The sequence below is a fragment of the Sphingomonas sp. S2-65 genome, from assembly GCF_021513175.1.
Lineage (GTDB): Bacteria > Pseudomonadota > Alphaproteobacteria > Sphingomonadales > Sphingomonadaceae > Sphingomonas.
This window is the reverse complement of the sequence record NZ_CP090953.1, coordinates 3,232,787-3,255,379: the sequence shown is the minus strand read 5'-3', so window position 1 is coordinate 3,255,379 and position 22,593 is coordinate 3,232,787. Positions and strand designations below refer to the sequence as shown.

The following is a 22,593-nucleotide window of genomic DNA, read 5'->3' as shown; positions in this document are numbered from 1 at the left end:
CCGGGGATATATATACCGTGGACGATCCGCGGTCTGACGTGCACGGTCGTCAGATGGCCTTGTCGTTCCAGAAGGATTTTGGCGAACGTATGCGGGCGCTGCGCGTCGAGGCGGGACGATCGCAGGAGGAGTTCGCAGCCTTGGTAAACATCGACCGTGCCACTTATGGGAAGTTGGAGCGCGGCGAGATTAATCCAAGTTTGATCACGCTCGCCCGCATCGCGGTTGCACTCGACACTAGCCTGTCCAGCTTGCTCAATGGCATCACGCTCGACGCAGACGAAGTACGCAAGATCCCCCGATTAGCCCGCGGACCTACCCCCATTTCCGCACGGCTTCGGCAGGCTAAACCAAGATCCGACTGACGTGAGTGGTTGCTGTCACGGCTGATATGGAAGCTATGCACCTTCAGACGTACAACATCGCTTAAGCAGCTTTCCATTTACCTGAACGAACGGGAGAGAAGGCCCTTCGGCTACCGCAAAGCGGCCGTTCGGCTTTCCACCCAACGTGTCGATTACGGCAACAGCAACAAGTGGGGGACTTTTCAGTCGCTCCGAGTACTGGCTGAACGTCATGATATGCGGGCAAGCTGATCGGCGGCTTCCAAGATCGTTGGGCTAATACCGGATGCTTAGGGACGTGGCGGCTTCCAGGCAGAACGAGAATCACGGGCTGAAGCTGAGCAGACCTAGAAGCGCCCGGAAAGAGCCAGGTCGAAACGACGGCCTCGCACATCGCCGTAAGGACTGGAGCTAGCGTCGTTCGGCGCAAGCGGCAATCTTCGATCGAAGAGGTTGAGCACTGCGAAACGCAGCTCCAGAGGACGCTCCGATCGCGAGGCTCTCGCGAACGGAAGTCGGATCCCGCCGGTCAGGTCGACGTAGACCTGAGCAGGAACGACGTCGAGGTCCAGCGCAGACGCATAGGCCTTGGTAGAGTCGAAGTCCCACGAGTTCACGGCGTCGTAAGGCCCGATGAATTGGGCCGCCAAACCGATGTTCACTGGACCACGGCTCCACGCCACCCCCGCATTGGCACGCAGGCTGAGGGTGCTGACGCGCTGCCAGGGCATCAACGGCGTGCCGCGCGTTCTATAGCGGGGCGTCCAAGTCGCGTTCGCCGTAAGACCAAGCTCGTCACCGCCAAAGCGGAGGCGATGATCCAGTTCGACATCGATCGCCGCAACCTCCGAGCGCCCGGTGGCCAGATTTGTGCCGTCGATTGCGGTGATCACCCCTGCGCGCAGCCCCGCGGCCGCGTCAGCTGCAGTCAGAGGAGCGCGTGCCACCCGTGCAGGCATCCTGCCTTCGTTGGCCAGGATGAACGGGATGCCACCGCCGGAATCGCCGAGCCTGCGCCACAGAAGTATCTGGCTGACGTCGACCGAGAAACGCGGCAGCCCTCCGCCCTCCTCGTTCAACACGAACCCAACCGAGGTCGATCTGGACATCAGGGGCTTCAGCCCAGGAGCGGCTCCTGTGGCATACTCAAAGGTCCCCTCGCTGCCGGTCAGCCGCCCACCCCGGAGCAGGTCTGGGTAAGCAGCTGAGCTGGCATATCGTTGTACAGAGACCTGAGAGATCGGAGTGGGAGCAGCGCCGCTGGCGACACTTCCGCGGATCATAACTCCGGAGAACGGTCGGATCCTGGCGCCCACAGTTGAGACCAGGGCCTGCTGACGCAGCACTGTCCTTGAGGCCTGGCTCCCCGCAGGCTCACCATCCGATCCGCCCCGATAACGAAACACCCGATCGTGGCGCAAGGCGAGCTGCAATTCGGCTGCCGAAACCCCCGGGCCAGCACCTTCGATCAGAGGCAGACGAAGCTCACCATATATCGATCGAGTGCGCTCCCCGAAGGGTTGAACCCGTGAGGTCTCTCTCGGCAGAGCATTACGTTCAAACGTCTGAAGCGCAGCAGGCGCATCCTCGCGACGATGCTGAAGGAGACCGGTGAACGTCGCTGCTCCCCCGGGCAAGTCCAGGATCGGACCGGCCATCCTTAGGCTCACGTCGGTCATCCTGTTCCGGAGCGTCACCCGTCTGAGGTAGGGAGCAGCGTAAGCCCGCAGTCCCGACACCAGCTCGGACCAGTCGCCCAGCGGATCGATCGGCGGCCTACCGCCGGGTGACCCGGCCAGAGCGTCCTCGATCCATCTGATGACCAGGACCCTTCCCTCGGTCTCTTCCCGGACTCGAGTCCATCCCTCCGCCAGATGAGCCACGGCGCTCCAATTGTCTCCAAGACGGGCGATCAAGCCGCCGGTCAATCTCACCTGAGCAAGATCCGTCGCCATCTCACGGCCCACATCCGAAGACGTGAAGGAGACGGTCACGTCCTGGCTGAACCGATTCAGGGGACTTCCCGCAGCAAGCAGTGCCTCGATCTGCCGCTCGGGAGCCTTCGCCCGCCCCCTGTCTTCGAATGCAATCAGATCCACGAAGGCCTGAACGCCCTCCCCTAGCTGTCGTCGCAGGTTGAACCGAAGCGATGTGGCCGAAGTGCCGGTCAGCAGGCTCTGACCTGCACCCGACCGATCTCTCGGCAGCGCGGCCTGGTCGGCTGGAGAAGTTCGGAGGCTGCTCAGAGTGAGCCCCTCGCTTCCCCGCGGCAGCAGCACGGAGTTCGTCCCGAGAGGCACAATGCCGTCAGCTGTCATCAGCGTCAGCGGCTCCGAGCCGCTGTATACGCGCACGCCGTCCGACGCGAAGTAGCGAGACAGAATGGTCCCGGGGCTGTTGCCTACCGCCTTGGCCCGGGCTCGCGCGGCATAGTTGCGCTCGCCTGCGAGGAGGCCGTCCCGCCGGTTCAAGCCGATGGACAGTTCGGCGGACGTTCGCCCTGCACTCCAGTTCAGACCGGCGCGTGCGTAGGCCCGGAAGGAACCTCCTGCGCCTTGCTCCGCCAGACCACGCTGAACCGCCGCATCCCCCCCTTCATACTCGTGGCGCATCACGACGTTCACGATACCGCCGAGCGCGCCCGTGCCGTAGATGCCGCCTGAGGTGAGGTTCAGAATCTCCATCCGCTCGACCGCCTCGACAGGCAATCCATTCAGATCGGGCTGGTGGAAGTAGCCATTAGCGTCGGGAACCAGCGGCATGCGGCTGCCGTCGACGAGGATGAGGGTCAGGCCCTCGCCAGTGCCACGTATGCTGATCTCGGACCGCGGCGTGGCGTTGAACAACGCCGGCTGCTGCAGCGGGGTCTGGACCTGGGCGTTGCTGGGCACACGCGTGCGAAAGAAGTCGTCGATCGCGCCAGCATGTGATGCCGCCAGCTCACTCCTGTCGACGACCCGATATGGCTGAACGTCATTCCGGGTGCGCGGAATGTCTACGTTCTGGGTCCTCGTGCCGACCACGAGGATCTCTGGAATCGCAGGCGGCTCGGCCGCCGCTCGGACGATCAGGATGGCGCCGCCTTCCGTGTGCCGAAAAGTAAACGGCGTGTCCGCGAGCAGCCGACTGAGAGCCTCCTCGAGGGTCATGCGGCCGCGTAGCGGGACACTGGCGGTAGAACCGATCTCGGATGGAGAGAAGAGAATATCCGCGCGAGTCTCCCGCGCGAGCTGGTTCAGCGCGTCCACAAGACGTGCGTGCGGGATGACAAGGTTGCGCACCGTCCCAGGGGCAATCTGACCCGAGGCAGGGGACGAAAGCGCGAAGCACCCCGCCAACACGGCGGCCGCGCCCAACGCTCCGCCCCTGTGCCGCTGCCCCACCATGAGTCAGATGAGGAAGCATGCAGACGACCCGAGTGCAACGCCTTTGTCGACACGGAGCGGTCCCGCTCCTCGGATCAGCCAGCGGCGAGCGGCAGTGTTACTTCGAAGATCGCCCCCCGCTGCGACGAGTTGGCACCCGAGACCTTGCCGCCGTGCAGTTCGATCATGGTCCGTGCGATGCTCAGCCCGATTCCCAGACCGTCGCTACGGGTGGTGAAGAAGGGCGAGAAGAGCTTGTCCCGCACATCCTCCGCTATGCCGGGGCCATTGTCCTCCACCTCGATGACGACGAACTCACCCCGCCTGCGATATCGCACGACGACGTGCGGATGGTCGGTCCCGGCCGCCTCCATCATCTGAGCCGCGTTCATGATGAGATTGATCAGCGTCTGCTCGATCTGGACAGGGTCCGCCGATATCAACAGCGTCTCGGGTCCGGGCTCAAGGACAAGTTCGATTCCCCGCCTTCCCAGATCATGAGCCACGAACGAGCTAGTTTCGAGCACGAGCGCATCCACGCACACCGGTTCGCGCAAGGGGGCGCTTCGCCGCGCCATGCGTCGGACGCGCTCGGCCACGGACGTCACCCGCGCCGCCTGCGAGATGATCCTCTCAAAGAATGTCGCGGTCAGCACGGGGTCGGCGTCACCGCGCTCCGCGAGGCCGAGCGCCGTCTGCGCATTCAGCTTGAGCGCAGTGAGCGGCTGGCCGATCTCATGGAAGATGGAGGCTGACAGCTCCCCGATCATCGACATGCGGGAGGAGTGGGCGAAGTCCTCCGGAGGGACGGGAGCATCAGGCAGGTCGCGTCGACCTTCCACCACGTCGGTGATCGCAATCGTCCATTCCCCCGACTTGAGAATGCCTGCCGACGTCACCGTGCAGGACGTCGCCCGAAAGCAGCGACCATCCTGCTTCAAGTGCTTTGAGCGGCGCTGAACGACCGGAACGCCGCGGCTGAAGCCGATCATGGCTTCCAGGAGAGCGGGGCATCGAGGATGATAGAGGTCCGCCACCTCCCTGCCGAGCAACTCATCAAGCTCGACCGCGCCGAACATCTCCAACGCTCTGGCGTTTGCACCGAGGACGGTCATGCCGACGAGTAACCCTCGATCGGCGCCAGGAGTGGCTCGAAGGCGACGATTTACTTCAGCCACTTCGGACTGGCTCATCTTCGCGAAGCGCTCGATTGCCGCGCTGGCGTCTACCCGCAGGACGGCCGCGGAAGGAAGAAAGCTGAAGAGAGCATCCCCTTCAGCTTCCTCATCCTGCAGCGCAGGATCATCCCCAACGCCGAAGCCAACCCTAGCGCTGGCTTCCGTCGGCAACCTGGAGGAGCAGCCTTCATCCGCCCGGGGCGGCCGAGCGGGCGCGCTGCCCAATCGATGCAGGGGCTTCGCCGGCAATGCCGCTACGCCTCTCGCGCCGCTTGTCCCGCTGCTCAAATAGCTGAGTGCCGCCATGCCCGTTTCCGTTCAGATCCAGGCACCGAAGCAGGTGCCCCTACCTTGAATTGAACGCAGGCTGTGCGGAAACCCTCACCTGCCGTTGCGGGGCAGCAGGATCAAGCTACCATCCGGCTGGCGGCGAACCCGTAGCGAATACAGGTCCGCCACCACCCGAGCGAAGCGGGCGCTGTCCGCCGCTCGGAACGAGCCGCTTATCCGAAGGTCACGAAGCCGTGGATGGGCGACAACCTTGACGGAAGAACCCTCGTTCATGCGTTCGATCGCGGTCGCAAGCGGTTCCTCCTTCAAGAGGATGCGGTCCGACGCTTCCTGCAGCGGCGCTCGGCCACCAGACACAACCCGCGCGCCCGACGAGTCCGCCTCGAAGGTGTCACCAGGCGCGAGAACGAAACTTCTCGAGGCATTCGCTATGTCGACCTTCTCACCGTCGAACACTGATACTCGACCGTGAATGAGACTCACCCGAAGGCGCGACCCGGCATGTTCGACCGAGAAGATCGTGCCTAGATCGGCGATGGTGCGCCCGCCGGCGAACACGCGGAACGGACGCGTCGGCGCGGAGGCGACGTCGAACGTCGCCTTCCCGTGCGAGAGGCGTACCACTCGAGCCGTGGCCGTGTATGTCGCCTCGATGGCACTGCCGCCCTCCAAGGTCGCTTTCGTGCCGTCGGCGAGGGCAAAGGTCCGCCGTTCGCCGGCCTCGGAAGCATACCGCCCGTTAGCGACCTCTGCAGCGTCGCGCGACGCTCCTCCGTCGAACGGCCAACGCTCGACGCTGAGAGCAAGCACGCCAGCTCCCGCTACTATGGCCACGCTTGCGGCCAGCGACATGGATAGCCAGCGTTGCCGCCGTGCACCGAAGGATAAGGACAGGGCTTCTTCCCGCATCGCTACCAGTGCCCCGTCCATCTCCCAGCCTTCGAAGCGATCCCAAGCGTCCCGCGCCTTCGACCAGGCCCAACGGTTAGCGTCGCTCTCCGCCAGCCAGCGATCTATCAGGGCCTCGCTCACTTCGGGGGGCGAGCGCTCGGCGCGATCGATGATGAGCGCCGCGGCGTCCTCCGCGGCCAGACCGGCAATTTCGCTCCAGGTGAGTTCGGCCTGGCTCAACGCTCGTCCTCCCCGCCAGCCGCAAGCGCCGTCATCGCGCGAACGACATGCTTCTCGACGGCACTCACCGAAATCCCGAGACGCACCGCTATTTCCTTGTGCCGCATGCCTTCCAGTCTTCGGAGAATGAAGATGGTGCGGGTCCTCTCCGGCAGCCTCCCGAGCGCCTCCGCCGAGGCCGCAAGGGCCAATCGCGCCTCCAGCTCCCGGTGCGGATCGATCCCATCCGTGGGCTGGCCGACCTCCTCGAGACCGACGTGATCCTCAATGTGGCGAGCCCGCCGCCGACGATGGCGATCGATCAGGATGTTGGCTGCGACGCGGTAGGCATAGCCTTCAAGATGCTCCAGCTCGTCAACACCTTCCTTCTGGACGATGCGCAGGAAGCTCTCTTGCACTAGGTCCTGCGCCTCGCTTAAATCCCCTGTCCGTCGCTTGAACCACACCGTCAGGCCAGATCGGAGCCGTTCAAGCCGCTGGATCACGCTCCCGCTTCGTTGCTCCTGAGTGCGTGACTGGTGCATTGCGTCGGCGACAGCTCGTAGAAGGCTGGGGAGCAGAGGATTCCGTGACGGGAAAGTAGCGGCTGAACTCTGCATTGCATTAGATCGAACGCATCAGCCAGGCAAATCCACATGCCGGCTACTCCACAGAGTGCGATGTCTGCTATCCGGCGCCGGTCCTCTCGTCGAGCAAATAGCAGACCCGATGCCGTCTTCATCGTCACGATGCCCCAGGTGCGTCTGCCGCTCACCAGAGCGCGCGATGTATCCCGGGGAGACGCAGCAACATGCCTTGGTATGGTCTACCCCACTCCTCCTTCCTGTCGATCCTAACATGCCGACCGAGTAGGGTGTCATCGATACTGTTCTCGCAGAAGAAAGTCGGTGAGATCTTCGCAGGCCTGAGCGCGATTGCCGTCATCTGTGTCGGTCACGCCCTGACCGAGACTGAGGCGCGTAAGACGCCGATGGAAGCATCCTGCCAGAGCCAGGAGATATAGCGTGGGTTATTGGGATATCGGACTGCGGCACATCGTCGATGTCGACGGTCAACTTCTCGCGATCGACGACGAGACCATCGAAGCGATCGATCTCCTTGCCCGAGCTAACCGCCCGACGGGCTCGCAGCTCTGGCTGCTTCTCGACGGCGAGCGCGTGCCGATAGGCCCCGAACAGCGCCTGTCCCTCTCGGAAGATGAGGTCCTCTTCTTCGAAACTTCCGACCGCGCATCGGGAGCCGGATGTCTGCTCGCCGCATGAGCACCGAAGCGTGCCGCTCGAACTCGCAAAGCATGGAAGTCGAACTCCCTAACCTGCGCTAGGGACGCTGAAACTTCAGTCCGCTCTAGAGGCTGAGCCTGACCTCGCCGTCCGCCACCGGCACGGGCTCATCCCGGTCGCGTGAGTGGGCTGGGACATTACAGCAGCCGACCACCGCAAGGCCGAATGCCACCAAGTTCCTTCCGTGGCACACGTTCAGTGGCCGGAGCTGATGGAGAAGTTGGCGCGTCCGCCGAATACGAACATCAAGAATGCCTCTCTAGGTTCAGGCCGCTAGTCGGCGATGCTCGACGGATCGGAAGATCAGGTAGGAGAGCCCCCAAGCCCCGGCGAACACGCCGATGATCGCGAAGCCGAGCGCGTTGAAGTTCTCGTTGAGCGCTATCGCCCAACGCGCCGCAGGACCTTCAAGCCCGAGCCGCCGCACCGCCAGCGCGACCATCTCCACTCCGCCGATGAACAGCGCCACTGCGATCGACATCAGCGTGATCGTCATGTTGTAGTAGAGCTTGCGCAGCGGCTTCACGAAGGCCCAGCGATAGGCTCCGACCATCATCACGCCATCCGTGGTGTCGAGCAGCGACATGCCCGCGGCGAACAGTACCGGGAACACAAGCGCCGCTCCGATGGGAACGCCCTGTCCCGCCTGGGTCGCCGACAGGCCGAACAGAGTCACTTCGGTGGCGGTGTCGAAGCTCAGCCCGAACAGAAAGCCCAGCGGCGCCATGTGCCACGAGCGGCTGATACAGGCGAAGAGCGGGCGGAACAGCCGAGACAGCGGTCCGCGACCGGCAAACATCAGGTCGAGGGCACCGTCCTCCATCGCCTCGCCGTCGCGCACTCGCCGGAGCGTGCGCAGTATCGTAGCAAGGATCATCAGGTTCATACCCGCGACCACCAGCAGGAACAGCGCCGAGACGCAGGTGCTGAACGTTCCGCCGACGTCTCGAAACTCCTCAAGGGCTTCGAAATTGCTCGCCGCGGCGATCACCGCGGCAGTCACCAGGACCACCACCGCCGAATGACCGATTGCAAACCAGAAGCCGACGGCGACCGGCTGCTGACGCTCCTGGATGAGCTTGCGCGTAACGTTGTCGATCGCGGCGATGTGGTCGGCGTCGACGGCGTGGCGCAGGCCGAGGCCGTAGACCAGCAGTGCGACGCCGAGCATCGCAGGTCGATCATGGAACAGCGCCAGCGCCCAGGCCCAGCCGCCGAGGTTCAAGACCGCGAGCACCGCGTAGACGAACGCGAGGTTGCGCCGGAATCCTTGGTCGGCGGGCAGCAGCGCGAGAAGGCGGGCGATCATGCCGCAGCCTCGTTCGCGAGCGCTTCGAGCAGATTGCGCATCGTGGCGGGTATCGTCCCGTCGGCGTCACCGCCATGGCGTTCGACCAGCCAGGCGGGATTGTTGTAGCCGATCCGCACCGCACCTTCGGCCTCCCAAACCAGCAGCTTTAGCGGCAGGTCGATCCCGAGGCTCGGCCGCGCCTGCATCAGCGGGGTGCCCGTTCGGGGATTGCCGAAGATCAACAGCGTCAGCGGCGCCAGCGCGAGCCCCGCCTCCGCGGCGGCGGCGGCATGGTCGATCCTGGCAAGCGGCACGAGACCGTGGCCGACCAGCGCCGCTTCGACACGGTCGAGCACTTCGGTGAAGCCGCCCCTGGCCTGCCTCTCGACCAGTCCCGCCGCGGTCATACGCCGGCCTTCGTGCGAGGAAAGAGGAGCACGACGACACACAACGCGACCAACGCGCCGGCGGCTTCGCCAAGCAGATAGGGCAGCGCCGAGCCTGCGCCGAGCGCAAGCGGCCCGCCAGCCACCAGCGCGCCAGCGATCACGGCAGGGTTTGCATAGGAGGTGGTCGGCGTCGCCAGCACGCCTGCGACCAGCCATGCGCCGACTGCGAATGGGCCCGTCGAGGCGCGGCCGCTCCGCGAACAGGCGAACACCACCAGCATAAGCCCGGCGCTGGCGACGAGTTCGCCGCCAAGTCCCTGCCAGCCAAGCCCTCCACTACCCGCAGCTTCGACCTGCCAGAGCCGGGCGGCGCACCAGCCGCCCGCCACGCCACCGATCAGTTGGGCGGCGACATAGGCGAGGGTGCACATGCCGCCCCGCTCGCCGGCGAGCCATTGCAGCAGGGTGATCAGAGGGTTGAAATGCCCGCCCGAAACGCTGCCCAGAGCCACTATCAGCGAAACGAGCGCGCCGGCGAGCACCAACGCCAGCACCGGGAGCACGAGACCCGGCACCGCGGCGAACAGGCGCGAGGCCGCAATCCCCGCGCCTGCCGCCGCCAGCACCAGCAGCAGCGTTCCCAGGGCCTCGGCCGCCGCGCGCCGCCACAGCGGCAGCGAAGGATCGGCCTCGTGGAAGCAGGTCGGCTGTGTCGGCCGCGTCACGCCGCCTCCTGGTCCGCGAAGCGCGCTTCTACCTGCGCCATCTTCTCGGCCAGCTCGGTGGGCGTGAAGAAGCCCTTGGTAAAGCTGATGTTGGAGAAGGCGACGATCCAGCGCTCGTAGTAGGGCAGCTTGCCGATCAGGCTTTCGCCCAGCGCCTCGACGCCCTTTCGCTTCTCCTCGGTGTTGATGAGCTTCTTGAAGTCGAGCACGTCGGCAAGAGCGTGGCAGCGCTTCTCCCAGGGCTCGAGCACATGCTCGACCCGCAGCACCGATCCAGCCTCGAATCCACCGATGTCGTTGGGCAGGCGGCTGGTGAAGTCCTGGGTCGCCATCACGCGGCCTCCTTGTCCAGTGTGACGGGGATAACCCCGATCATCGCGTCGCGCGTGACCAGCGCCGCGAGCTGCTCCTCGGACCAGCCTTCGGTGCCTTCCGGGCGGCGCGGCAGGACGAGGTAGCGCACCACCGCAGTGGAATCGCTCACGCGGATTTCGACCTCGTCAGGTATGATCGTGCCGAACTCCGCGAGCACCTTGCGCGGCTCGATCACGGCACGGGCACGGTAGGGCTTGAGCTTGTACCAGTCAGGCGGCAGCCCGAGCACCGGACGCGGATAGCAGGAACACAAGGTGCACACGATCAGGTTGTGCACGTCCGCCGTGTTCTCGAGCACGATCAGCTGGGTGTCGTCGTAGAAGCTGATTCCCAGCTCCTCGCACCCCTTGCGTCCGTCCTCGAGCAGCCGCGACTTGAACTCCGGATCGGTCCAGGCGCGCGCGACCACCGCGGCTCCGAGCGCTGGGGTGCGGCTGTCGAGCACTTCGATCTGGTGGCGGATGTCGTTGCCGGTGATGTAGCCCTTCTCGGTCAGGAGCTCTCGCACCGCGATCTCCATCACTTCGTGATAGCCGGGCTTGACGTCCGCAGCGATCGGGGCGTGGTCGTCATGATCGCGGCCGTGGTTGTGATCGTGATCGTGATCGTGATCGTGAAGATGCGGTTCGCTCGACATCATGCGCGCTCCAGCCAGGATTCGTAGATTTCGACGTGGAGCTCGTCGCGAGGCGATCCCTGATAGTCGTGCCAAAGTGACGGCAGCGAGATGGACACGCGGTAGTAGTGCCGCTTGTTGCCGGCGTTGCGCCCGTAGCCCTCCTCCTCGTTGTCCACTAGCGCGGGCTCGATCACACGCTCGATGGTGCCGGTGCTGCCGCGCAGGTAGACGGGGACCCGGTAGTGGCCAATCGGCGCGCGCGTGGCTACCCGCACCCGGTCGCCGGCAGCGAATGCCGGCAATTCATTCAAGGCCGGCTTGATCTGTTCCAAGATCGAAGCGCTCATGGCTTTCGCTCCTCATTTCCTCGATCGAGAGGATGCTCGAAGCGTTGCGAAGAGGCCATTCTACCGAGTCAGGAACGACCCCATACCACCGTCCAGATAGAAGACCGGCTTTGCCCCACGGCGCGCAGGGGCAGCACTTCGGACCGGCAGGCCAACTGCTCCGCTCGCTTCCAATGTGCTCTCCGGAACGACCGGCATTTCAGGACCGCCCATCCTAAATCCGCCTGCTCCTCAAACAGCATGGAGCAGCGCGCATGGCGAGCGGAAGAAGCAGGACGACGGCAGCCACGGGAACCGCGATCGCGGTGACGTCTAAAAGAGCCGGCACCCGAAGGATCGGAAATTACCTCGTCCCCGTCGAAGCGGTCTTCCACGTCCCCAGGATCGCTCCGGCGGCCAGAGGCCCGTGGAATGCCGAAGCAGAAAAGGTCGCCTGGTGGGACGAGATGTCCGGCTACGGCTGCATCATCCGGCGATCGGCGAAGAACGGCGCACTGGCAGGCTTCGTCGGCGTCGGTCCCGACCATCCGCTGTTCAACTTCGACCAGAGGGCAATCGAGAGCCTCGGGGTGCGCATCCATGGCGGCGTGAACTATAGTTGGCCATGCCAGGAGAGCGAGCCGGAATGGCGCTCGGTCTGCCACGTGGGGGACGCCAATCGCCGGGGGCAGGTCACCGCGAGGCTCGAGAGAACTTTCAATCAACCATTTCGCCATGACGAAATGTGGTGGGTAGGGTTCTCCTGCGACCAGCCGGACGACATCCTTCCGAACGACAAGAGGGACTATGCCGTGGAGTCGGCGCTCGATGGTCTGAGCCACCGCATCTACCGCGACGAGGCCTTCGTCTACGAGCAGTGCGTCTACCTCGCCGCGCAGTTCAAGGCGATCGCGGACAACCGCGATCCCGCCGAGGTGCCGGCCCCCTCAACCACCCCGGCAACGAAAACGGAGAGGTGATCATGCCCAAGGACATCGATCCCGAACTGCCCTGGGGATATTGGCTGCGCCTCGCGAACCGAACGAGCGGAACCGTCTACGTGGACGAGGACGGTAGCGAATGGGCAACGGTGCGCCAGGCTTTCTGGTGCGGCCGGCTTGGCATGCCGCTGATGCGCGACGAGACCCCGTCCGCGCTGCTCGAACTGCTGCATGCCGTCCTCGCTCACAAGACCCGGCATCCGCACCAACTCCTTTCGACAGACGACCTCTTCGAAGGGAACCGGCTCTTCATGCAGCACTTCACCTACTGGATGACCGCCACCGGCCTTCTTACCCCGCCGACGGACCGCACGAGTCTGGCGCTCGCCAGCATCAACGACGAAGCCGCATCGGTCCTGCTCATGCTTTCGGCAACTCGTCCCGAACCGGTGAAGCAGATGCGGCCGACCCATCCGTCGGTCCGCCAGCTGGTGGAACTCGGCCGCGGCCCGGTGCCTGGAGAGGAGCGACGCCGCGAAGTCGAAGATGCCGCCGGGCAGCTGAGCAGCGGGTTCGTCCGGCGCGCCCTGGGCAAGCCCGCGATCGTGCTCCGCCGCCGTGGCGACGGTCCAATGCCCGTCATCCGGACGACCTGGTCCCTGGCGTTCCGTGACGAGGAACAGCGCGACCGCTTCTACGGCTGGATGTGCGACCATCTCGATCGTTGGCCCGACTGGATCAAGATCGATGGCTCTCGCAACCTCACGGAGCACCTGCTGCGGGTCTTCGCATCCGAGCGCTTCGAGATGGCGGACGCGAACCATTCGGCGACGCCTGACCAGAGTTCCGCCAGGCCGCTGCTCGAACATCACCTCTGACCCGCCGAGCTCGCCGCCGATCCCAGCGGCGGACGTCAATTCATCAGCAACATCCGACGCCCTGGCGCACTCCACCGTGCGTCTGGGCGTCCCGTTCCGAGGTCGACCGCCATGCAGCATCCGCACCCGCGCGCCTTTCTCACCGACCCCAAGCAGATCGACACCGGGCGCCTGCGCGCGGCCGTCAGGATCTCCGAGGTGGCGGAACTGGGCACCAAGCTCCGCTTCGCCCAGGGGGCGCTTCGGGGCAGGTGCCCGTTCCATCAGGAGATGACGCCCGGCTTCATCGTCGACGACTCTGCCGGATCCTACCTGTGCCACGGCTGTGGCGCGCGAGGTGACGCACTCCGCCTCGCCCAGTTCCTGATCAAGTCCAGCTTCCTCGACACCTGCGACTGGCTCATGGCCAATCGCGCCGGGGCGAACCCCGCACGCCTTCCCAGCATCTCGCGTGCGGCGAAGCTGCGCCAGGCGGCGGTGACATCCGCCAAGCGATCGTGGCGTCACGCGAGACCACTGAGAGGCTCGCCAATTGATCCTATGGTCCAGAGGATGGGCTTCAGGTCCACGAAGATGGGATGCATGCGCTTCGAGTGGGCGACCAGGCTCGGTTCCGACGATGAACCCGGGCAGACGCATCCGAGTCTATCCATCGCGTTCCAGGACGTCGACGGCAGCGTCGTGGGCGTCGCGCGCTACCTGCTGAGCGACGACTTCACGTGTCAGATAGACGGCGATCCCGTGCGCGTCGGCCAGTTCAGCGGAGCGACGGCGCGCTTCGGGCCCGCACGCAGCAGAATCATCCTCGTCCCCGACATAGGCGACGTGCCCCTGACGATGCGCCAGTATCCGGGAGAAGCCGTGTGGGCCGTCCTGCAGCCCCAGGATCTGCATGACGTCGCCCTCCCCCACTGGGTAACGCACGTCACCATCTTCTCGACGGGCGAGCACATCGATCCGATCGCAAGAGTGGCGGCGCGCGTTTCCCTCGCGCCAAGCTGCGTGACGATTGACGTTGATGCTTCCTGTTGAAGGGATGACTCCCCTGCAGCTGGTCGAGCGGAGCCGCCATGGCCGCGCGTAAGCTGCGTTAGCGGAAAGGCGGCTCCACGAACCGGCGTTAAGCATCGAACGCAACGCGGTCCTATCTATGGCCATCCAACTCCGCTCCAATCGGCTGCCTTCCCTCGAAACTGGAAGCCCGCTAGCTTGCACCGATGATCGACCGCGAGACTTGGGGTTGCGCGAACCAGCTTCTGCGCCAGCACGGCGGCAACGCGCTGTCCTTGGCATCGCGGCGTGCGGCCGAGCTGCTCGCAGAAGGAACGGCGACGGCGACCAAACCTTCCTGCGCATCCTCCAGCGGCTTCGCGAGCTCGAGCGCATGATCACCCCTGGATCGGTTCAGTAGCCGCCATGCCGATGGGATCCAGGCACAGACTCACCGGACGGCTGGCGCGCTCCGCCCGCGGCCTGATCCTGAGGATGGACGATGGAGGCGTCTACGCGTTGGACGCGGACCGCAAGGCGGAGGGTCTCGTCGGATCGCGCGTCCTGATCGAGGGGACGAGGTCGGGCTTCGATCGCATCGACGTCGACTGGATCGGTCCGGCTGAACAGACTTCGCCGACCACGAGTTGAGCCTCCGGCCCTCCTCCGGCCCCGAGCTCGCCCGTGATTTGATCAACCCTGCCGGTCGAGCGAGGCGTGCGAGCGGGCCACCCACTCCGTCAGCCCGCGCTGCAGCGACCACGCCGCCGTAAGCGCTGCCACCAGCCTCCAGTCAGCGACGAGCTCACGACTGCGCGCGAGAACGCGATGCGCGCAAGCGCGTCGCCGACGATCCAGCCGAAGACGAACGGCACGGCGCGCCCTCAGAGCGCCGCGCCGCGCCTTTTCGGCGCCAACCTGTCCGCCTCGGCCTGCAGTGCGGCGTCGCGCGCACGGTCCCAACGGGCTCCCCGCGCGGCGGAGACGTCGACGATCGCTCCATTCGTGCGCACCGCGAACGTCGGCCCCTCGCTCATCAGAACCGCAGTGCCGCAGCGGTAGCCCGCATCGCACCAAGCGCCCGTTCGCATGGTGCCCACGGTCGGCCTTCCGAATTTGGTCCCGAGCTGGCGCAGCAGGTCGCCTTCCGCGACGATCCTCGTCTGCACGGTGAGGCTCAGTATCTTCACGACGGGACCCTCCCTGTCCTGTGCGAAGTCGATCCGCAGATGTTCCGAGTTCGGCCCTTTGCAGTTCAGCATCCCGGGCCCGCTGCCGCCCCACCGGATCGCTCGCTCCCCTCGGCGGCGCTTCACCTCGTCCTCCAGATCCTCGGCGAAGGTCACGCGCTTGCCTTCATCCGCGCAGGTGTAGGTGCCGGCGAGGACCGCCTTCACCTGCCGGTATGGCATGTTCAGCCGCACGCCTGCGACGTCGAAGGACATGACGCTTGCGGCAGGAGACTGCCGAGCCGAGGCGGGCGCGGCAGCGACGAGGGCCGCGACGGAAAGCGCGGCGATGGCATGCTTCATTGGAATGCTCCGCGGATCGTGGAAGTGCGAGAGGATGGAGGTCGCCAGGTCCGTCACCGCAAGGTGAGCGTGGCGAAGCCGGCGGTGTCGCTGACGCCGCGCACGTTGCCGGCGGAGATCGCATGCGCGAAGCCGAACCTCAGCCAGCCGTCGCGGGCGATCGCCGTTCCCCAAACAAGCTCGAAGTTCATCTCGCGCGAGCCGGGCGCCAGATCGAGTCGACGTGCATCCGACGAGATCGACCCGGCGTGCCAGTCGTAGGCGGTCGGCACGGTCAAGCGCATGCGCGCACGGTCGACGCGCAAAGGCGACGTCATGCCGAAGGTGCCGATGCCGCCGAGCGCCGGCGCGTCCGCCTGGAAGCGGAAGCCGGAGGAGAGGATCGGTCCGTCGAAGCGCATCACCGGCGAACCCGTGTCGACCGAGGTCGCGCCGCCCACCGCCTCGCCGGTCAGGATCATTCCGGCAAGGCTTCTGCTCCAGCCCAGCGTGAGCATCGTCGTCGAGCCGCCTGCGATCGCGAAGGCTCCCGAACCGCGCAGGCCCAGGGCGGAGCCGCGTTCGCGGTTGGAGGCCAAGCCGATCGTGAAGCCCTCCGGTGACGTCACCGTGACCCCGCCATAGGTCGCATCCGTGCTCGGCGCGCGGCGGGACCGGCGGCTCTGCGCCGCAGCGAACCCGATGCTCCATCCGTCGCGCACGAAGGCGACATCCGAGCCATCGGTCGCGATGCCGAGCGGACGCAGCATCGCGCCCGTGGCCAGGCCGCTCCGCTCGATCGAGCCTCCGACACGGCCCGTCACATAGCTGTCCGCCGAGGTGCGGAAGGCGAATGCGCCGGATTGCGTCGGGCGCGCCACCTGGCCACCGACAAGGCCGCTCGGATCGGCGGCCAGGCCGAGCACACCCGATTGGTTGATCGGTGCCGGCTGCCACGCGGCAGGGATTGGGCGAAGCAACCCGCCCACGAGAATGCCTCGCGGGGCGGCAGCCTGAGCCGACGCGATGCCGCCAAGGTTAGCGCGGTAGTCGCGCCCATAGCGGTCCATCACCACGACGTTCGACACTGCGGCATTCAGCCCGCCCGCCGAACCTGCACCGAAGACGCTCGGGAAGCTGAGCGAGCTGCCCGCGAGCGCGGCGGTTCCGAGGCCGGTCGTAAGGGCGGGCGCCTGCGCCTTCAGGGCGTTGTCGAGGTCGAGAAGACCGGCTCCATAGATCTCGTCCACGCCCGCCACGCCGAGATCACGAGCGGTGTCGAGCAGGATGCGGCTGATCTCCCTGCCGCCGAGCTGCGGCCAGTTCTGCTTGAGCAGGGCGGCGGCACCGGCGATGGCGGGCGCCGCGAAGCTGTTGCCGGTCACCGTCGTTGCCGCGCCGTTCTGATCGACGGTCTGGATGTTGGACGCCACCACGGCCAGCGTGCGGTCCGCGAGCGCCCCTGGAGTGCCGTTGCCCGGGGGCGGCTGCAGATTGGCGTCGACGCGGATGCCGAACAGGAACCAATCCTTATTGGAGAGGTCCGACCCGACCAGGTTCTCGGCCAGCTGCCCCTTGAAGCTGTCCTCGCCGACGTTGTTCGAGACGCTCTCGACGAACAGCAGGTTCTTCGCCCGCACCACGTCCATCGCCAACTTATGCTCGGTCGCGATCTGGCCCGTGGCCACGCCGTTCAGGCTCATCGTGAAGACGAACGCGCCCTTGTCCGCGCCATGCAGGATCGCAGGCGCGATCGCGGCCGCGTTGCCGCCCTGCCCCTCCCGGATCGGCGAGGTCGAACCCTCGGTGACGCCGCTAAGGTCGGGATTGGCGATCTTGAGCGCGATGATCGTCGACTCGTACGCGACCCCGTGCATGCCGCTCCCGTTCTTCGCGGCAGCGGCTATCGCCGCAGTCCCGCTGCCGTGTCCCTGGACGTCGTCGAGCGGAAAGCTGGCGGTCTCCGGCGCGCAGTTCGGGCAGCGCGCGATCCTCACGTCGAAGGACCTGCTGTCCGGCGAGATGCGGCCAGCGAACTCGCCGCCGTTCAGGTCGATGCCGGTGTCGACGACTGCGATGGTCACACCCTTGCCGGTAAGCCCCTTGGCGTAGGCGGCGTCCGCCTTCATGCCGACCGCCGCACCCGAAGCCAGATACTCGGCCGACTGCGTCGGCGCAGGTGCCGGGCTCGGCGTTGGCGTTTGGGGCGGAGCCGGCGTGGGAGCAGGCGCCGCAGGCGGCGCCGGGTTGGTGCCGGGCGAGTTGACGCCTCCGCCGCCGCTACCGCACGCGGCGAGCAGCATTGCGCCTGATATGACCGTGGAAATCTTTAGAACCGACCGGCTGCGGCCGTCATGGACCCTATGCATCAACGCCCCCGTGTCGGGCGGAGTCGCAGGCTCTCCCAGCCGGCGGCACCGCCTCATGTGATCGAGGCGATGCCGGCCCGAAAAGCCGGAGATTGGAAACCTGCGTTGAATCAGGCGCGAGCGTCTTTGGGCCCGAGGGCCTTGGACATACACGCCCGCTCCCCGGCCGAAACGGGTTCGACCGGGCCTTGCGGCTGCTCAACGACGAGGTTTCCACGCCTCGGTCCGCCTGCTGGCGAACAGTGCCATTCTAGGCGCGAAGCGTTAACATGTTCAACCGCCACGCGCGGCGGAGTCGATTTCGCGACGACCGGAGCCTCTTCGATGAAGGGGCCCCAGTTCTCCGCCGTCAGATAAGACGGGCCTCACGCAAATCGAACCGGCGAGGAAAGCCGCCGGCATCCGTGTCAAACTGCCCGCGCAGGTTGTATAGAGCGCCTGGCAGGAGGAGTTCACCGTCTTCCCGAAGGTCCTCGATCTTCACCAGGGCGCCCTCGCGGCCTTCCAGCTCGACGTAGAAGGCCCCTTCCAAAGCAACAAGGCGGCCGCTCCCGGACAACTCGCTCGCGCGGGATGCGGACGACAATCTGAGCGGTTCAAGCGCCACGTCCGGGAGTTCGGAGAATGCCGAAGGGGTGCGCCCCTCCAGCGCCGCCTGCCGACGATTACGATAGGCGGTGGCGGCCGCCCCATCGATCCGCAGGACCACCCCCACATCCGAATAGAGCGTCACCGCCTGCGCACCCTGCTCGATGACGATCTTGCTCGCCGTGCTGGCAACAGCACGCTGCGACGCCGAATCGTTCGCGAAGGTGCCGTAAAGGTCATTGAGAAGGCTGCCGAAGCTGAACAGGGTGCCGGCGACCGGCACCACCACCTTTAGGAAGTAGCTGCCCGTGCCCAGATCGACGACGTCCAGCCGGAAGTCCTGTCGCTCGCTGCGCCGAAGCCTGCGACGCGATCCACGCTCCAGCTGCGTAAGGAGCTCGCCAAGCACGCTCGCCGTGACTGGCCGATCAGTCTCGATGTGGATGATGAGGGATGGAAATTCCTTGCGATCATGACGCCCCCAACGAAAATCCGGCGGCAGCAGGAACCCCGGGGCTGCGCCTTCCAACCAGATCGGGGCTTCGCCACTCGCCCTGACGCGGAGGAAGCCACGCCCGTGGTCCTTCTCCATCAGCGAAAGCCACTGCTCCCGACCATCGGCCTGAGAAGCGTCATGGAGCGTTATCTCGTTCGTCAAAGATGCTTTCCCCCAAAACCCGGGCGCGCCGACATCGCCACCCGGCGGCAGGCCACCTAAATCCCAGCCCCTCCTACCCCGGTCACCTCCCTGGCGTAAGCACGACCAGCGCTGGATCGTCCACACCATCCATTCCCGAACCCTAGCTCACGATTCCCGCGCGTTCAGGTCAGAAGCGGTGCAAGCGTCAACAGGCATCCACGGCAATCCTGGTCATCACGCCGGCGATCGGCTGGTGAACCCAGAACTGATAGCACTCACGACCTGACGCCACGCGAAGGGCGCGGGAATACAGGTCAACCTGACCGGAGAACGCCCGAAGCCGTTCAGTGTCCATTGCCATCGAACCAGGGAAGCTCTTATGATCCATGATGGCGAAGCCATCCTCAAGCTCCACGAGGAGGTCGATCCTTCCTGAAATCACCTGTAGCGCCTCCACCGCGTGAACAGGGAGTTCGTGATGACGCGACGCACCGGGGAAACGTTCGTCGAGGAAAGCGCCAAGTCGGTCCGACGCCTCCACCAGATCGGCCGCTTCCACTTGCGAAGACTGCCACCGACGCAGAAGCTCCATTGCGATACGTTCACGGCGATCGCGATCGTTGCCGGGATCGTCACAGGCGAAGAACCGGTGGAACGCCTCTCCCACCGCCTGGAGGTCCGAGCTGCCGACGAGCGGAATGCGCTCACCCAGCAGGACCGTCTCGACGACTCGCGCCGCCCCTAGGAACCGGGTGCCGCTTGGACGCAATCGGAGCGGCGGATGACAGCTTTTCGGTGCTGAGGGACTTGCGAACTCAGACGCAAGCTCCGCAGGCTCCGGCGGCGGTTCCGAGCGTGGTGCCGACCGCAGCGGGAAGCATTGGCCGCCCACCTTGAGCTGGCTGCCGGTGAGGTCGGTCAGCGGCAAGCCATCATCCGATCGCAGTTCGTCGATCCAATCGGAGCCTCCGGCAAACGCAAGGGCGACGTGGTCCCGGGCGCGGGTCATGCCGACGTAGAGCAGCCGGGTCCGCTCCAGACGCTCCTCCCTAATCGCGGTCTCCCCCTCCCCGCTCGCCAGGGCGGCCTCATCCACACCGACGCCCTTGCCTTGCGTCCCGTAGGGCCACGGCCAGTAGCGCAGCACGCGTCCGGCGAGCGGATCCCACCAGTCGGGCGCCGCAACCTGTTCGGCCCGGATGCCGAAGGGGCTGCCCTTCGCCTTCGCCTCCAGTTCGGCGAGGATCACGATCGGCCACTCCAATCCTTTCGAGCCATGGTAGGTGAGCAGGTTCACCGCATCGGGATGCCGGCTCTCCGGCTGGGACGGCTCGTCCCGCGAAACGAGCCACTCGCAGGCGCCGACCAGTGTGACCGCCTGCCTCTCCGAGCGCCGTTCCTCCTGATAAGCCTCCAGGAGAACCCTGACGGCTTCGAGATTGGCAAGCCGCTGCTCCATCCGCCCCCAGCAGCCGATGGCCGGCAGCAGGCCGTCCGCGTGCAGGACGGCGTCGAACATCTCGACGGGGGTCAGCTGCGGAGCCTGGGCACGCAACGCCGCAAGCGGTTCCGCGAACGGCACGCAGTCGCGCAGAGCAGCCATGTTGTCGCTCGCGAACGCTGCGGTCAGCCAGGCATCGGAACCACAGGAAAGGCGGGCCACTTCGGTGAGAGCCAGGCTGTCATGCGGGTCCGCAACCCACCGCAACGCAGCCAGCACCAACTCCACCTCCGGCTGGTCCAGCAGCCCCGAACGCTCAACCGCCACCCTGACGCCCCTCGCCGCCAGTGCAACTGCGAGCTGGGCCACCTGCTCGTTTCCACGGCACAGGACTGCAACGTCACCGCCCCGGGCGGGTCGCAACGCGCCCCCTTCCAACCCGACCGGCCAGACCTCTCGATCCCTCAGAAGGCCTGCGATGCAGCTGGCCAAGTGGTCGCTTCGCTCCTCCTTCCTTCTTCCTTCCAAGCGCCAGACGGAGAGCGGCGAGCCATCGACCAGCTCGCCCCTCCCATATGCATCGAAGGTGACCTCCTCGACCTTCATGCCCGCGCGCAGGAAGTTTGGCGCGAAGGCCTCGTTGACGAATCGTCCGATGTCCGGCCGGGAGCGATAGGAGGTGCGCAGGAACTCGAATGCGCCGCCTGTGCCTGCTGTGATCGCCGCGGCCGCCGCCTGGGTCAGCGCGGGATCTGCATCCCGGAAGCCATAGATAGACTGCTTCGGATCGCCGACCCAGCAACTCGTCGAAGCGATGTCGGCGAGCGCCGAGAAGATGGCGATCTGGATGGGACTGCTGTCCTGATACTCGTCCACGAACACTGCGCCGATCATCTCCCGCAGACGTTCCGCGTTCCTATGGTCGCGCACGATCTCGAGCGCAAGCATCTCCTGATCGACGAAATCCACCAGTCCACGCTCGCGCTTGTAGCTGGCATAGTCATTCAGGCACCTGGCGGCGCACTCGAACTGTAGGCGGATGAACGCCTCCAGGTCCTCCCGCAGCCGCGGATGGCGGGGGTGGACGGCGGCCGCGGCCTTCACGTCGACGAACAGGACTTCGTCGCTCTTCGTGGCACCCAGCTTCGACAGCCTCGCCCAATTCGACCAGGACAGGTGCTCGCCGCGCCGGAGGACCGCAGCCGCCTCCTCGATGCACGGCAGGTCCTTGTCGAGCGTGCCCTTCTTCAGGGTCGCACGAAGCGGAACCAGCGCCTCCTCGCAGGCGAGCACCGCCCGCCCAAGCTGCTCGTCCAGAATGGATGCCGCCTGCTCCGCTGCCGTCGGCAGCAACCGGAGCATGCCTGTCACTGAGTGGTCGGCCGATGCCGCAAGGGCTTCCGCCCCAATTCCGTTCGACCTGGCGAGATCGACGATCCGCCGGATGTGGTCCTGCCAACCTTGCGCCATGCCGCGCGCGGAACGGCGGCCGCCCGGCTCCATGTCGAAGCGGCCTGCGATGGGCTGAATGCGCGGCACGAATTGAGACATCGCGGGCCCGATCGCGCGTTCGAACACCGTCTTGCGCCGCTCCTCGGGGATGACCTCTGCCACCGGGGATCTGCCGAGCTCGAAGGCGAATTCGGAGATCAGCGATCCGCAGACCGAGTTGACCGTGCCGATGCGGGCCGACAGCATCGCAGCTGCCACCTGCGGTCTTCCCTCCTCGATGAGCTTCGAGCGTATCCTTCCCGCAAGCTCGGCCGCAGCCTTCTTGGTGAAGGTGGTCGCCAGCAGACGGTGCGGAGGAAGTCCCGCGTCGATGGCAGCCTTGATGCGCCCGACCAGCGTGTAGGTCTTGCCAGTGCCCGCGCTCGCGACGATCGTGTCCACGCGGTTGCCGCCCATTCCGACCTCC

The 22,593-nt window shown here is 65.8% G+C and carries 21 protein-coding genes; 7 read left to right on the top strand and 14 right to left on the bottom strand.

Features of this window, described 5'->3' with window-relative positions; genetic code table 11:
• Positions 1 to 53 precede the first annotated feature (53 nt).
• Positions 54 to 365 carry a helix-turn-helix domain-containing protein gene (locus LZ586_RS15330; protein ID WP_235077158.1) on the top strand — a complete coding sequence of 104 codons (312 nt, stop codon included), beginning with the start codon at positions 54 to 56 and terminating at the stop codon, positions 363 to 365.
• A gap of 326 nt (positions 366 to 691) precedes the next feature.
• On the opposite strand, the gene LZ586_RS15325 is transcribed toward LZ586_RS15330, so the two are convergent.
• The 4 genes from LZ586_RS15325 to LZ586_RS15310 form a co-directional block, all read right to left on the bottom strand.
• Entirely contained in the window at positions 692 to 3,625 is a 2,934-nt protein-coding gene (locus LZ586_RS15325) for a TonB-dependent receptor (RefSeq protein ID WP_235077156.1), read from the bottom strand.
• A gap of 179 nt (positions 3,626 to 3,804) precedes the next feature.
• Positions 3,805 to 5,193 (bottom strand): ATP-binding protein, encoded by a 1,389-nt coding sequence (locus tag LZ586_RS15320; RefSeq protein WP_235077154.1) that lies wholly within the window; start codon positions 5,191 to 5,193, stop codon positions 3,805 to 3,807.
• 75 nt (positions 5,194 to 5,268) lie between these two features.
• A complete protein-coding gene (locus LZ586_RS15315; RefSeq protein WP_235077152.1) occupies positions 5,269 to 6,309 on the bottom strand; it encodes a FecR family protein in 1,041 nt (346 codons plus the stop codon).
• A complete protein-coding gene (locus tag LZ586_RS15310) occupies positions 6,306 to 6,794 on the bottom strand; it encodes an RNA polymerase sigma factor (RefSeq protein WP_235077150.1) in 489 nt (162 codons plus the stop codon). Before LZ586_RS15310 ends, LZ586_RS15315 begins: the two co-directional genes overlap by 4 nt.
• A gap of 519 nt (positions 6,795 to 7,313) precedes the next feature.
• On the opposite strand from LZ586_RS15310, the gene LZ586_RS15305 reads away from it, so the two are divergent.
• The gene (locus LZ586_RS15305) at positions 7,314 to 7,571 is read left to right on the top strand and encodes a hypothetical protein (protein ID WP_235077149.1); all 258 of its coding nucleotides are present in this window, start codon (positions 7,314 to 7,316) and stop codon (positions 7,569 to 7,571) included.
• Between the two features lie 286 nt (positions 7,572 to 7,857).
• Here the strand turns inward: LZ586_RS15305 and LZ586_RS15300 are convergent, their stop codons facing one another.
• Genes LZ586_RS15300 through LZ586_RS15275 form a run of 6 tightly spaced genes read right to left on the bottom strand, consistent with a single transcriptional unit; the run spans position 7,858 to position 11,338 of the window.
• Positions 7,858 to 8,901, bottom strand: coding sequence for a HoxN/HupN/NixA family nickel/cobalt transporter (locus LZ586_RS15300; RefSeq protein WP_235077148.1), 1,044 nt, complete (start codon positions 8,899 to 8,901; stop codon positions 7,858 to 7,860).
• Positions 8,898 to 9,290: a DUF302 domain-containing protein gene (locus tag LZ586_RS15295; protein ID WP_235077146.1), complete on the bottom strand. Its 393-nt coding sequence runs from the start codon at positions 9,288 to 9,290 to the stop codon at positions 8,898 to 8,900. Before LZ586_RS15295 ends, LZ586_RS15300 begins: the two co-directional genes overlap by 4 nt.
• The gene (locus LZ586_RS15290; RefSeq protein ID WP_235077145.1) at positions 9,287 to 9,997 is read right to left on the bottom strand and encodes an aquaporin; all 711 of its coding nucleotides are present in this window, start codon (positions 9,995 to 9,997) and stop codon (positions 9,287 to 9,289) included. Before LZ586_RS15290 ends, LZ586_RS15295 begins: the two co-directional genes overlap by 4 nt.
• Complete coding sequence (locus LZ586_RS15285; RefSeq protein ID WP_235077143.1) at positions 9,994 to 10,329, bottom strand: SH3-like domain-containing protein; 336 nt, start codon at positions 10,327 to 10,329, stop codon at positions 9,994 to 9,996. The genes LZ586_RS15290 and LZ586_RS15285 overlap by 4 nt, the downstream gene beginning before the upstream one ends.
• The gene (gene nthA, locus LZ586_RS15280; protein WP_235077140.1) at positions 10,329 to 11,012 is read right to left on the bottom strand and encodes a nitrile hydratase subunit alpha; all 684 of its coding nucleotides are present in this window, start codon (positions 11,010 to 11,012) and stop codon (positions 10,329 to 10,331) included. The genes LZ586_RS15285 and nthA overlap by 1 nt, the downstream gene beginning before the upstream one ends.
• Positions 11,009 to 11,338, bottom strand: a complete 330-nt coding sequence (locus LZ586_RS15275) for an SH3-like domain-containing protein (protein WP_235077139.1) — start codon at positions 11,336 to 11,338, stop codon at positions 11,009 to 11,011. Before LZ586_RS15275 ends, nthA begins: the two co-directional genes overlap by 4 nt.
• Positions 11,339 to 11,592: 254 nt before the next feature.
• Between LZ586_RS15275 and LZ586_RS15270 the strand changes: the two genes are divergently transcribed.
• The 5 genes from LZ586_RS15270 (at position 11,593) to LZ586_RS15250 (ending at position 14,777) form a co-directional block, all read left to right on the top strand.
• On the top strand, positions 11,593 to 12,297 hold the full coding sequence (locus tag LZ586_RS15270) for a hypothetical protein (protein WP_235077137.1): 705 nt from the start codon (positions 11,593 to 11,595) through the stop codon (positions 12,295 to 12,297).
• A gap of 2 nt (positions 12,298 to 12,299) precedes the next feature.
• Positions 12,300 to 13,136: a hypothetical protein gene (locus LZ586_RS15265; RefSeq protein WP_235077135.1), complete on the top strand. Its 837-nt coding sequence runs from the start codon at positions 12,300 to 12,302 to the stop codon at positions 13,134 to 13,136.
• Positions 13,137 to 13,247: 111 nt separating this feature from the next.
• Positions 13,248 to 14,168 (top strand): CHC2 zinc finger domain-containing protein, encoded by a 921-nt coding sequence (locus LZ586_RS15260; RefSeq protein ID WP_235077133.1) that lies wholly within the window; start codon positions 13,248 to 13,250, stop codon positions 14,166 to 14,168.
• Positions 14,169 to 14,353: 185 nt separating this feature from the next.
• Positions 14,354 to 14,524, top strand: coding sequence for a hypothetical protein (locus LZ586_RS15255; protein ID WP_235077132.1), 171 nt, complete (start codon positions 14,354 to 14,356; stop codon positions 14,522 to 14,524).
• 28 nt (positions 14,525 to 14,552) lie between these two features.
• On the top strand, positions 14,553 to 14,777 hold the full coding sequence (locus tag LZ586_RS15250; protein WP_235077131.1) for a DUF5818 domain-containing protein: 225 nt from the start codon (positions 14,553 to 14,555) through the stop codon (positions 14,775 to 14,777).
• A 233-nt stretch (positions 14,778 to 15,010) separates the two neighbouring features.
• On the opposite strand, the gene LZ586_RS15245 is transcribed toward LZ586_RS15250, so the two are convergent.
• The 4 genes from LZ586_RS15245 to LZ586_RS15230 all read right to left on the bottom strand — a co-directional run bounded on the left by LZ586_RS15245 (position 15,011) and on the right by LZ586_RS15230 (position 22,583).
• A complete protein-coding gene (locus LZ586_RS15245; protein ID WP_235077129.1) occupies positions 15,011 to 15,658 on the bottom strand; it encodes a hypothetical protein in 648 nt (215 codons plus the stop codon).
• 53 nt (positions 15,659 to 15,711) lie between these two features.
• Positions 15,712 to 17,940, bottom strand: coding sequence for a S8 family serine peptidase (locus LZ586_RS15240; RefSeq protein WP_235077128.1), 2,229 nt, complete (start codon positions 17,938 to 17,940; stop codon positions 15,712 to 15,714).
• A 415-nt stretch (positions 17,941 to 18,355) separates the two neighbouring features.
• The gene (locus tag LZ586_RS15235; RefSeq protein ID WP_235077126.1) at positions 18,356 to 19,252 is read right to left on the bottom strand and encodes a hypothetical protein; all 897 of its coding nucleotides are present in this window, start codon (positions 19,250 to 19,252) and stop codon (positions 18,356 to 18,358) included.
• A 187-nt stretch (positions 19,253 to 19,439) separates the two neighbouring features.
• On the bottom strand, positions 19,440 to 22,583 hold the full coding sequence (locus LZ586_RS15230; RefSeq protein WP_235077125.1) for a UvrD-helicase domain-containing protein: 3,144 nt from the start codon (positions 22,581 to 22,583) through the stop codon (positions 19,440 to 19,442).
• Positions 22,584 to 22,593: the final 10 nt, after the last annotated feature.